Below are 13,021 nucleotides of genomic sequence, written 5' to 3' on the forward strand. Positions count from 1 at the left end.
TAATGATTTTAATAATTATAAAAAAGTGATTTAATGATATACAACGACTAAATAATCCTTTTTGTCACCGTTTTCAGCTATAACAGAAAATCGGTAAGGTTTTGAAAGATTAGTAGTACCCTTAAAAGCAGGAACAATCACTGCAGCATTAGGTACGACAATATTTACTTTCATTTGAGTAAATGTAGCATCCTGCAATGGTGGGATCTTAAACTGTAACTCACCTTTTGCTGCATCATTGGATACCGGATTATAAATTTTAAAGGGATCCTTTGCATATGCCATAGACATACTCAAAATAGTATTATTGGTGCTTTGAGGAAATACCTGTTCTTTCTGGCAGCCGTATAAGGTGACAACGATCAGTGCTGTCACAAAAATTTGATAAAAAAAATGTTTACCATCCATTGGGTTGGGTTGTTATTTTTGAGTTATTATTCAATTCGCTGATCGGGTATGGAAATCTGTCAAATCTTTCAGGATATATTCTTGTGTTGACATCTATATCTACCCTTTCATATTTTAGTTTGCCATTACTTAGTTTTGTGATCATCGCACCGTGCAATTTTTTACCATGCAATACATTGGAGGCAAGTTTCCACCTTCTCAGATCCCAGAATCTATGTCCTTCCAGTGCCAGTTCAAGCATTCGTTCTTTGATTAATTCAGCCTTGATATCAGATTTTAATGTAGTGACATCCTCTTGAAGAGATCGGTTACGTACTTTCAGTATCCATTGTTCTGCATCAGATTTCCTGTTGAGGTTGATATATGCTTCTGCCAATATCAGGTACACTTCTGCAAGACGTATCTCTATGCAGTCCTGATCACTTTTTCTGTAGGCAAGATCAAAGTTAAGGTTGGCTTCATCTGCAAGTTTTCGGAAGTAATATCCTGTAACTGTGGTATTTGGATAAGGAGAGCTGTTATATGGGAGAAATCTGTCTATGCCGTTGCCAATTCCTGCATTTTCGCCTACCCAGGTTTGCACTTTCCTGCCTTTCCATGTTGCACCATTATACAAAATTGTGGCATAAAATCTGCTTTCTCTGTTGAGATACATCGTAGAGTCAAAAGGCGATGCCGTACTGAAAACCGTACCATCACTTATAAAAAAAGCATCGACCAACTCCTGTGTCGGGCATAAACGACAACCCTTACCCTGGATGTCTCCGCTTGGAGCGATCATCTCGTCTATACCATGGAATAAGCCAAAGGTATGGTTATATTTTTTTAACAGAATGTGTTCTTTGCTTTTTCTGTTTTTATCATTTACAAAGATGTCAGCAAAGTTGGCTTCTAAAGCAAACCCGCCTTCATCGATAACTTTTTTAGATGCATCAGCGGCCTTTTGCCATCTTTCAGCATAAAGCATGGCCCTAGCTTTCATAGAAAGGGCTGCCCATTTAGTCACCCTGCCATCGTCTGTATTGATCTGCCAGCTTCCGGGAAGATGTGTTGCTGCAAAATCAAAATCAGCTTCTATAAAGTCCCAGCACTCTCCTTCTGAATTGATCGACATCTCCAACGGATCAGCAAGAGATTTTCTGATGATAAATGGACCATGGCTTCTGAAGGTCAGGAAAAAAATATAACCTCTGAAAAATCTGACTTCTGCTTCCATACGCAACCTCACAGGTTCCGAAAATTTAGATGAATATTTGGAAAGATCTTCAAGAAATTCCAAAATTCGCCTGTTCCACGCATAGGCATTGGCCCATACTCCAAAGTGATTGGCCGCTACTGACGTATATCCATCTTGTGTCATGATAAGATTGGCAGTGCCCTCACCGGGAGAATTGGAAGAATACTTGGCTATGTCTGTAAGACCGTCTGACATAGTACCATCACTGCCAATAGGCCTGGCACCATAATTGAAATAGTCATTAAAAATTCGGTAAAAGGAGTTGATATACAGGTTGACACTTTGTTCATTTTCCCATACAGCTATTTCATTGTAACTGTTGGTTGGTACAAAATCTATTGTGTCGGAGCAACTTCCGAAAACTATGAATAAAAAGACGATATATTTTTTCATTTCTGTTAGATTGAAAGATTTATACCAAAATTATACACTTTTTGCTGTGGATAAAATCCATTATTGACGGTAGGCGCTTCAGGATCTATGAATTTCAGCCGACTAAGTGTCCACAGATTGGTACCACTAAAAAATACATTAAGTTTGGTTTGACCCGAATATTTATTTGGCTTGAGATTGAAGGAATATGACACTTCTACCGTTTTGAGTCTGAGATAAGATGCATCTCTTTTCCAGAAATCTGTAGACAGGTTGTTATTAAATGGTGTAATGGTAGTCAATCTGGGAAATTCTGTCTGATCGCCTTCTTTTTGCCAGGTGTTTTCAAGGATAAAATACGGTGTATTGGCTCCCCATTTGAATGGCTGGGTAAAAAATGTACCATCAGAAAAACCTGCACCAAGGTACTCTCCCGTGAGCATCAGGTCTGTGCGCGTAGCTCCCTGAAAAAATGCGCTGACTGACAGGTTTTTGTATCCGGCACTTAGATTCAAACCTCCTATCACCTCCGGAATCGGACTTCTGCCTATCCATGTTCTGTCAGCAAAATTAATCACACCATCGCCATTGAGGTCTTTATACCTGATAAATCCTGGTTTGACCTCATAAGTGGTCAGTGCCGATGATGCAATTTCTTCAGCATTCTGAAACAGACCGTCAGATACCCATCCTAAGACAGCTCCCAGAGGTTGACCTGTCCTGCGTTGCCATGGTGGTACATTTGGGCTCTCATCAGTTTCCAAAAATTTATTTCGAGAAAGGGTGACATTGGCCGAAATCTGATAATTAAAATCTTTATTCACCTGTTTACGGTGAGTGACTATGGCTTCAAATCCTTTGGCTTCCATTTTTCCGGCATTGACCACGGATGGGAAATTTCCACCTACTGAAGGAGGAAATACTCCTGCTATGCTTTGTAAAATATCTGAAGTGACTTTGTAAAATGCATCAAACTCAAGAGAAAACATACCATCAAATATATCTGCTTCAAATCCACCATTGTAGGTCACTGTCTTTTCCCAGGTAATGTCATAACTTGGTACTGCGCCCGTCAAAAGGTCCAGATATGACCTGTCACCAAATATGACTTCAGGCTGGCCCGATAAATTAAATCTTTTTAAAAATCTGAAATCTCCGATGTCATCATTGCCCAAAAGTCCTGCTGACGCCCTCAACTTCAATCGTGACACTACAGGAGTCAATGGCTGAAAGAAATTTTCCCGACTGATGTTCCAGCCAAGAGCTATGGCAGGAAAAACGCCTAATCTGTTACCTTTGGCAAATCGGGAAGACCAGTCTGCTCTGCCCGTAAATTCTGTCATGTATTTATCATTGATGATATAGCCTACTCTTGATACCAAACCTCTGGTACCTCTTTGACCTCGACTCCCATATAGGCTGTTGGTTATATATTGGCTTGCAAAATTCAAATCAGGCAATGATGCAAGAGGAAGATCCTGAGCTGCTACCCCAAAAGATGAAGTTTTAGTACTCTGTTCTTCAAATAAGACCAGTGCATTAAGTGTATTTTTGCCAAAAGCTTTATTGTAGTCAGCAGATAGTTGTGTGGTGATTCGGTGATAATCACTGAATCCCTGAGAAAGTTCATTTTTATTAGACGCGATATCTTTGGACATTAATCTGTCAAAATACACCAGTTCGCGTTTGGCATAATCCCATGTAGCCAATCTTTGGGGCACCTGAAAGTGTTTGGCAAGGCTGTTTTCATAGTCGTATGACAGATTGGCTTTGACATTTAGTCCATCTATGCCGGGTATCTTATATTTAAATGTAGCAGTAGATTGAAAAATCTTTCTTTTTTGGTTATAAAATCCGGATTGATCTCTTGCCACTATCGGATTGCCCCAACCCAATGCTGTGCCCTCAGGCAGATTTGGAAGTGTGGTTGGTCTTGCCAGAATGGAATAAAAAATGATATTTTTATAATTGTTGATCGTAATATCCTGAGATCCGGGTGATGTTCCCGGTTGTTTACGTTCTTCAACTCTTCCTGCGATATTCAGCGCAATATTGAAGTTTGGGTTGACTTCATACTCCACATTGGATCGCAGATTGATTCTGTCGAAAGACACGCCTTTGATGATGCCATCCTGATGCAAATATGCCGCATTGTTAAAAAATCTGAGTTTGCTGTTTCCTCCTGTGATATTGAGATTTTGGTAAGCTTGCGGTGCAAACGGTTCGAAAATCATTTTTGTCCATTGTGTATTCCCTAATATCTTATCAGGGTCTCCATTCCTTATTTTGTCAATATCAGAAGCGGAATAATCTAATGCCTGACCATCAAGTGCTCTCGCTTTATTGTGCCACAATGCATAGTCTACACCATCAGGATACTCCGGAAATGCCGTGTTTTTTGAGATACTGTATGTGCTGGTAAAATTCAGACTGATTTTTTGGCTTTCCTTTCCTGATTTTGTTGTGATCATCACGACTCCGTTGGCAGCCCTGACGCCATACATTGCCGCGGATGCCGCATCTTTGAGGATGGAGATGGATTCGATTTCATTGGGATCAAGATTGTCAAACGGTCTTTCCACACCATCCACTATAATCAATGGTGCTCCGGATCCTGTGGGAGAACTACGCCCTCTGACAAAAAATTTCGCCTGATTTTCTCCAGGAACTCCGCTTTGTTGTCGGGTGATGACCCCGGGTAATCGACCGGATAGCATTGTAGTAAGATTGTCTACCGGTTTTTGAGAAAGCTCCTTACTGCTCAGCGATGCCACCGACCCTGTCAGGTGGGCTCTTTTCTGAACCCCGTATGCAACCACTACGATTTCCTCAATTTTTGTGCTTTCTACTTCCAGTTTAAGGTCTATTTTTGATTTTCCCGCTACAGATATTTCAGCCGTTTTATACCCTATAAATGAAAAAATCAAAACTCCGTTTTCGGGAATTTCGATTTCATACTCACCATTAAAATCTGTAATAGTGCCATCACCAGTAGTTTTTACCTGAACAGTCACACCGATCGCCGGCTGATCGTTTTCGTCTGTGATGATTCCTGTTATTTTTGTTTCTTTTTTTGCTTTGACATTTGATACCGGCTTGGAGGGAGTCACATTGGTATTGGCATCTTGTTTTTCTTCTATTAGTGATGATGCTTTGATGACATAATGCTGACTGCTGATTTTAGAAAAAGTGAGTTTTACCGGTTTAAGGATTCTGTCTAATTTGGTATCTAATTTTTCATCCCAATTGGTATATGGGCCTACCTTCAGCCCAGCTACCAATGCATCGTCATAGACAAATTGTACTTCGTATTTATCCTGAATATCTCTTAATGCTTTTTTGATATCTGTCATTTCCTGAGCAAATGATGAGAATCCCAAAAACAAAAGAAAAATTAAACTGATATTGAATTTGTATTTTAACATAACCTGAAGTTATTTAAATGTAATTAAAAGCGTTTTATCTTTTTTTATAATTTTTATATTAAAAGCTTCTTCAAGTGCTTTCAGCAGCAGACTAAGATCATCTGCAGGTAAGACGCCTGTAAATGACTTTTCATTCAATGATGTGTTTTTCAAAACATAACCCAAACCATATACTGCTTTTATATGATCAAAAACATCTGTCACCGGCGTTTTTTCGAAAATGACTTTATTTAAAATCCATGAATCGATGATTTGTGGCGCCACCTTCATTTTTGAAATGGTTTTATCCAGCATATCATACTGTATGTAGTCGCCCGGATGCATATGAATCACTGGTAAGTCAGGCAAATTATTAAGTTTTACCTTGCCTTGCCGCAGATATACTTTGGTTTTGTTGTCTCTGGAATAGACATTAAAAATGGTTCCTGTGACTTCCACAGTTCCCGAATTGGTATGCACGAACATTTTATGAGGTAACCGTAAGGATTTTTTCTTTTTTACATTAAAATTGGCTTCCCCTGTAAGTGCAATTTCCCTGTTTTTAAACAACAATCCTGATGACCAAACTTTAATGGATGAATTGGCATTGAGGGTCACCATACTACTGTCAGGTAAAACAACAGAAGCTATCTGATCAAATCCTGTCTTGTATATAAATGTATCTTCACCTTTAAAAAGATGTGATATCAAGACTCCTGCCAGAATGAGCACAGAAGCAGCTACAGTACCCCAAAAGACATTTTTTATTTTGAGCAAATCAAATTTTCTGCCAACATCGTGTGAAACAAAAACTTCATGATGTTTTTTCGAAAGCGTAGTCCATAAATCTTCCACTTCAGCCTGATTCATCAAAGCCTGATCCGGTTGCAATGCCTGAATCAGTAACTTTGCTTCTCTGACAGCCTGACTTTTTTCAGGAAAAATCTGCAAAAATGTATTCCAAAACGTAATGTCGTCCGGATGGAGATTGCAAACATACCTGACAAAATCATCATCAGCAGCAAAATCTTTTGCAGAGAAGTTGTTGTACCCGTTGAATTTTGATGGACTCATGAACTACGATTAGTAATGCTATACCTGACTATTTTTGAATGATCAGTTTTTTGCTGAAAAGTCCGCCGTCTGTCTGCAATGAAACAAAGTAAACTCCATTTTGAAAGCCGCTCACATCCAGTGTGATTTGTTGAGAATCTGAAGGCATAGCATCTATCATTCTTCCATTGATGTCAAAAACCACTACTTTTTTTATCCTGTATTCAGAATCTATATTCAGTATGCCACTTGATGGATTGGGGTACATTTTGAAAGCAGAGACATTATAATCCCAGGCCGAGGATATTTTATCACCAAATCTCTGAAGGACAAATCCGTTTCCGGCACCATAAGCCATAGCCCAGACATTACCGAGTGCATCAGGCAAAATACTTAAACCTACACTTGCATTTCCATTGGTTACATTTCCTAAGTTTACAGAGTGAATGAGTCTATCTGTAAAAGGAGTAGCTATCAAATCTTTGAGTGCATCTCTTATATTTGCACCCGTTGTGATATCTACCACATAAAGAAAGTTTTCTACCGGACTTGATTTAGTGTGCACATAGCCAAGCAGTCTTTGGTTTTTGTATGTAAATACCTGAGCATACATCGCCCAGCTTGGGAAGTATACCCCTGGTTTTATCCATTCAAGTAATTTGAAGTCTTTGTCAAGAAGTGCCATACCCATAGAGGAACCACCTGCCAAATACATATCGCTTTGAGGTACTTTGGTTATTCGGGCAAAGTTAACATTCATCACGCTGTCTAATGTAACAATGTTTGGTGTTTTGTCTGAAATGGTGTCACCTTTCATTTTCCAGATATAAAAACTCTTGGTGCCATGACCTGAAGCAATAAGCAAGCCGTCTGTAGCAGGATCTCCCACTACAGAAAATGCATCACCAAGCCTTGTACTTGCTGGTGCTGCAAACTCCAGTAATACTTTTGGTTGAGCGTCTTTATTTGCCCAGCCATACATTTTAAATAAGCTTCCTGTGGCATTGACCATATTGCTTGCAAAGACTTTTTTACCTACAGCAGTTAGATCTGACAAAGGAAATGCACCACCGGTGATGATGCTTGTATTCATGGTTTTGGGATCATCATCAGGCTTGGCGACATCCCAATAGTATATGATATTACCACCGGTGCGCGTGGCAACAAAAACATTTTCTCCATTAAATCCGGCTCCTCGTGTATTACTGGAATTATCAATGATTGCCGGTAATTTGTTGGAAAATTTGGATTTATCTATAATGGTTGACACAGGTTTTATAGACGGTTTTACAACATTGCCGTATTGCTGGAGGATAAATCCATTTCCGGCCGAATAACTGAGGGTCAGTAAATTGCCGGCATCATCCGGTAAAATATCCACACTTACACTCGCATTACCATTGGACACATTGCCGATGGAAGCAGAGTGTATGATCCTGTCAACTGCTGGTTTGGCCCCAATATTTTTAAATGCACTCAATGTAGTGCTGTCACTACTGATATCCAGTACATAGGAAAAGTTTTCTACCGGACTCGTTTTGACATGCTGATAAGCCAGCAATCTTTTTCCTTTATAAAATACTACCTGTGCATACATAGGCCAGCTTGGGAAGTATACTCCTGGTTTTATCCATTCAAGTACTTTGAAGTCTTTGTCGAGAAGGGCCATACCCATAGAGGAACCACTTGCCAAATACATATCGCTTTGAGGTACTTTGGTAATTCGGGCAAAGTTGACATTCATCACGCTGTCTAATGTAACAATGTTTGGTGTTTTGTCTGAAATGGTGTCACCTTTCATTTTCCAGATATAAAAACTCTTGGTGCCATGACCTGAAGCAATAAGCAAGCCGTCTGTAGCAGGATCTCCTACGACAGAAAATGCATCACCAAGCCTTGTACTTGCTGGTGCTGCAAACTCCAGTAATACTTTTGGTTGAGCGTCTTTATTTGCCCAGCCATACATTTTAAATAAGCTTCCTGTGGCATTGACCATATTGCTTGCAAAGACTTTTTTACCTACAGCAGTTAGATCTGACAAAGGAAATGCACCACCGGTGATGATGCTTGTATTCATGGTTTTGGGATCATCATCAGGCTTGGCAACATCCCAGTAATAAATGATATTTCCCCCTGTTCGGGTAGCGACAAATATATTTTCGCCATTGAAGCCTGCACCTCTTGTATTTCCTGCATTGTCAATGATAGTGGGCAGTTTATTTCCTGCTTTTGACTTGTCGATAAGGGTGGTAATTGGGTTAAGTAGGGTTGACTGACTGATAAGCTGTCTGCTTCCGGCCAATAGAATTAATAAAACCAGAATTTTGTAAAACTTCAGCATAATATGAATTTAAATGGTTAAAAAATTGAAAAAGGCATTTCCTTTCTCGGTTAACATAAAGTTACCTGAGAATATCCCGTTATTTAATAATGCTGAATGTATCGGGTTTTATCCCTTTTTTAAGTAAAAATTTTTATAAAACCTTAAATGGATGTGATTGTCTATAAAAATCGGGAGGCATTTTAAAAATTCTTTGGTGATCATAAAGCTATAATCTCCAATGTAACCTAAAAATCTGAAATGAATTTCCTATTCCAGACCAAATTACTGCAAAATAAGGCACTGCGTTCATTTTTTACTTCGCACCATAGCGATGCTATGATTTGGCGCAAAAAATGCTTATTTTATTGTACTTTTGATCTTCATAACGGAACTCATTTTAGATATTTAGGTGTAATTCTTTGAAGGGCTATCCACCCATAAAATTTTGATTTTTCACACCTTTCCAAACTGACATTTTAATCACAAAATATCTTTACAATCACAAAATTCTGATGGCAAAGGACATTCATTAGGGTCATAATGGCAAAACTCAATGTACCAGGTACCATTATTACCAGAAATTAGTGGATGGTTTTCATTGAGTTCATCCCTCATAAGTTTATATTTCCATTTATTCGGTAAGTTTTGAACAAAGCAAGGTGAGTAATTATATTTTCTCCAAAGATTTAATAATTCAGGAACCAACATATCAAAATGTTTGTCTGTCAGTTTTTCCACCGGAGGAAAAAACTCTTTTGGAATACCAAAGTGATAAGCCATAGAAGGATGGTCATTTTGAAATATGGACTCAATCGCTTCCATTTCCTCATGAAAATCTGCATGTTTTCTCAAATCAGGTTTTTGGTCTTGGGCTTCTCTCAGCATCTCAATAAGTTGCGTAAGATATTTGTCCATAGATTTTACTTAGTTTATGCTGGTGTCCGGTATTTTACAATCAATAAAAAAGATTGCCATTTTTCATAGCCAGCTTTTCGTACAATTGCTCAATGGCTTTATACAACATTTTGTAGGTCGAACTGACTTCTATTTCCATGATTTCAGAAATTTCCGGATATGACATACCTTCATAAAATCTGAGGTATATACACTCTTTCTGGCGCCGTGGTAAATCTTCGATGACATGCGACAACTCTCTGATACGGATCATGGTGATCTCATCCTCTATGATCTTGTCTTCAGCTGAATATTCCAGATTAAAGTCTGTGTCAGATCCTGTTAAGTCAGAATATCGTTGTTCTACCCGTAGTTTTTTAAATAATTCTGTTCTTAATGACTTAAATAGGTACAGTTTGATTGAGTTGGTGACACTTACTTTGTCGTACTTTGTCAAAAGGCTTAAAAAAACTTCCTGAATGGCATCTTTGGTCATCATGCTGTCATGACATATTTTAAAGCCATAATTGTAGAGAAGATTACTATAAGTGCGGAACATGTATTCATATGCATCTTTGCTTCCTGATCTGAAATCATTCCACAAAGTTTCGTCATCTGAATACCTGTAATACATAAGTTTTCTGTAGGGCTTTAAGAATTATTCAATTCAAATTTATAGCAAATATAGGTATAATGGACAAAAAGTGGATTGTTTTTTTTGAAATCTGAACAAATTTGATTGCTACCTTTTACTGTTATAATGTCTATTGAATAAAGAAGATAGCCAAATCAACAGCCATCCAGTGGGATTATAAAAATTTAGTCAAACGAAAAGGAGTGCTTCTCAGGTTGAAGTAATCTATTGAATTACAACTAAGAAAAATACTCTTAAATGAAATAACCCAACTTTACTCAGGTTAGCATTTCTTATTTAATTCATTACAATATCAAAATACTTCCGGTATGAACCTTAGTTACACCATCTATATAACGCACTTCTGCTACCCAGGTATAGTTGCCAATAGTAATACGGATATTGTGAAACGACCCATCCCAATTTATTTCAGTCAGGCAATTTTTTAGTTGTTCTGTTTTAAAAATCAAATTTCCCCATCTGTCATAAATCATAAATGATGAGATCACTTCGACATCATTACCAGTAAATATTTTCAACTTGTCGTTGGTAAGGTCATCATTTGGGCTAAAAACATTTGAAATCATAAAGCTTCGATTTTTTTCCACATCAACCCTGATGACAGATTTTGAAATGCATCCATCTTTTGATTTTATTTCTATTTCATATTCTGTTTTATTTAATGGTAATGCTTTTGTCAGCAGACATGTGGGGCATGAAATCCCATCAGATGGTGACCAAACAGCCTCATATTTGGTCAAATTTAGCGATACATTCAGGTCTATGCTGTCGCCCAGATTCACCTGTTGGTCGGGATTTTTGTTGGTGATGACTGGAATTTCTGCCGCAATCAACTGGCTCGTATTCATTAATTTACATTGATTGACATCTTTTACGAACCATGTGTAGTTGCCTTCTGCCAGTGTCTGAAATTTGTTTTGGGCAGAATAGACCTCATTGTTCAATGCATACATAAAAGGAGAAACACCACCTTTGACATTTTTTATATTGACCTGACCTGTAAAAATACCTTCGCAATTGGGGTTGATATTTTGAATTTCAGCTATCAGACTGTCAGGCTGCTTAAGATAAATCTCAGAATTGAGGATGCACCTGTTAAAATCGGTCACTGTCGCCGTATATCTGCCAGCATAAAGTCCTGAAAGCGAATCTGATGAGGTACCACTGATTGAATGTTTGAAAGCATAAGGTTGCGTACCACCTGATGGCATGACTTTGTAGAAACCATCATTTCGGCCGAAACATGATACCTGATATCCATTATAGTTTGATGTGGTATTTTGTATTTTGAGTTTTGATGGTTGGGGTACAAATACATTTAGCACACGACTATTACCAAAAGTATCTTCAATGGTAAAGGTATAGTTGCCTTCATCCAAACCTTCGATGTTCTCAATCTTATTCTGGTCTGATATATTGCCGGTAAACACTATGGAAGGGTTTTCTATCTTAAAACCTTTATATGTAAATGGAGGTGTACCACGATCTACTCTGAAACGAATGATTCCCGAATTTTGTCCGTTGCATATCACGGGTACTGCTTCGATACTTGCTTTTATATTGCACACGATGAGCCTGAGGTTTACTTCCATAAATATATCGCACCCTTCCTGATTCTGAATCCTGACTTCGTGTTTTCCCTGGGTAGTCAGCGCACCATTGCCCAATTTTAATGTATCACCTTCACATATGTTCAGAGATGTAGATGCTTTTATCTTATCTGCTACTTTCAGGTCCAGCATCAGGATGCTGTCACACCCATTGGCAGCGGGTATTCGTACTTCATATACGCCTGATGTGCAATAATCCGTTCCATAAAACCTGAAACACTCACCAAAGCAGACTTCCTGATTTATTTTTGTCGTGGGTGTAGGTAATACCTCGATGGTTTTACAGTTTTTTGGGGATTTGTCGCAAACATTGGATGCCTCCAGGCAGAGCTTGTAGGAGCCTGGTTGAGCGATCGTGTATTGGCTTTCCTTTTCGTTTTTTATAAACACATCATCCAGTGTCCAGTGATAAAAAGTCGCTCCGCTGATACCTGGCGTTTTAAAAATAAAGGTATCGTTTTGGCATATTTTTTCAGGAGCTGAAATTGCTGGTGTTTGGGTAAGTGGTGCCACTTTGGTAGATCCATTTGTAACTTTGATAGTCCAGTCGCAAATATCATTGCTGCTACCATCCATCACAAAATAATAATACTGACCGACAGTCAATGGAACAGTATTTTTAAATATTCGGGTGGTATTGGGTCGAACATCAGTATCACATTCGCTGACACGTCTAAAAGTAGTGCAATTCAGACTTTCATATAAACCGATTTCTAATCCTAGATTAATGGTGCAATTTGTCACTTTGACTTCCAGTGTCAGATCGATACTACCTGCGATAAATCCAATCCATTGCATATTATGTACCTGACCGGTGCAAAATCCGGGCGGAGCCTGACCTACTACATTGCTGTTGTTCCTTCCGGTAAATCCATCAATGTTGCAAATGATACAAGCATCCCTGCAAAAAGACTTCATGGCAGGACTATTGCCACAGATAGGAGGTTGCTGAGCATTCAATAATTGAATTGAGAAAAAAATAAAAACAATATATAAATGTGATTTCAACAGACGAAACATGTTTTTAATACCAAAGTCACAACAAGCCCTTTTTTAAACATTCAG

8 protein-coding genes are annotated in these 13,021 nt (G+C 38.5%); all 8 read right to left on the reverse strand.

From position 1 onward, the window contains the following. Positions 1-30: 30 nt before the first annotated feature. The gene (locus tag IPK35_01630; protein ID MBK8051999.1) at positions 31-408 is read right to left on the reverse strand and encodes a hypothetical protein; all 378 of its coding nucleotides are present in this window, start codon (positions 406-408) and stop codon (positions 31-33) included. After that, positions 398-2,038 carry a RagB/SusD family nutrient uptake outer membrane protein gene (locus IPK35_01635; protein ID MBK8052000.1) on the reverse strand — a complete coding sequence of 547 codons (1,641 nt, stop codon included), beginning with the start codon at positions 2,036-2,038 and terminating at the stop codon, positions 398-400. The genes IPK35_01630 and IPK35_01635 overlap by 11 nt, the downstream gene beginning before the upstream one ends. 5 nt (positions 2,039-2,043) lie before the next feature. Further along, positions 2,044-5,442 carry a SusC/RagA family TonB-linked outer membrane protein gene (locus IPK35_01640; protein ID MBK8052001.1) on the reverse strand — a complete coding sequence of 1,133 codons (3,399 nt, stop codon included), beginning with the start codon at positions 5,440-5,442 and terminating at the stop codon, positions 2,044-2,046. 9 nt (positions 5,443-5,451) lie between these two features. After that, positions 5,452-6,495 (reverse strand): FecR family protein, encoded by a 1,044-nt coding sequence (locus IPK35_01645; GenBank protein ID MBK8052002.1) that lies wholly within the window; start codon positions 6,493-6,495, stop codon positions 5,452-5,454. A gap of 28 nt (positions 6,496-6,523) precedes the next feature. Continuing rightward, the gene (locus IPK35_01650) at positions 6,524-8,815 is read right to left on the reverse strand and encodes a DUF4623 domain-containing protein (GenBank protein MBK8052003.1); all 2,292 of its coding nucleotides are present in this window, start codon (positions 8,813-8,815) and stop codon (positions 6,524-6,526) included. A gap of 462 nt (positions 8,816-9,277) precedes the next feature. Continuing rightward, positions 9,278-9,712: a hypothetical protein gene (locus IPK35_01655; protein MBK8052004.1), complete on the reverse strand. Its 435-nt coding sequence runs from the start codon at positions 9,710-9,712 to the stop codon at positions 9,278-9,280. 40 nt (positions 9,713-9,752) lie between these two features. After that, the gene (locus tag IPK35_01660; protein MBK8052005.1) at positions 9,753-10,325 is read right to left on the reverse strand and encodes a sigma-70 family RNA polymerase sigma factor; all 573 of its coding nucleotides are present in this window, start codon (positions 10,323-10,325) and stop codon (positions 9,753-9,755) included. 305 nt (positions 10,326-10,630) lie between these two features. Continuing rightward, entirely contained in the window at positions 10,631-12,964 is a 2,334-nt protein-coding gene (locus IPK35_01665; protein MBK8052006.1) for a gliding motility-associated C-terminal domain-containing protein, read from the reverse strand. Positions 12,965-13,021: the final 57 nt, after the last annotated feature.

It is taken from the genome of Saprospiraceae bacterium, assembly GCA_016713025.1.
Classification (GTDB): Bacteria; Bacteroidota; Bacteroidia; order Chitinophagales; family Saprospiraceae; genus OLB9.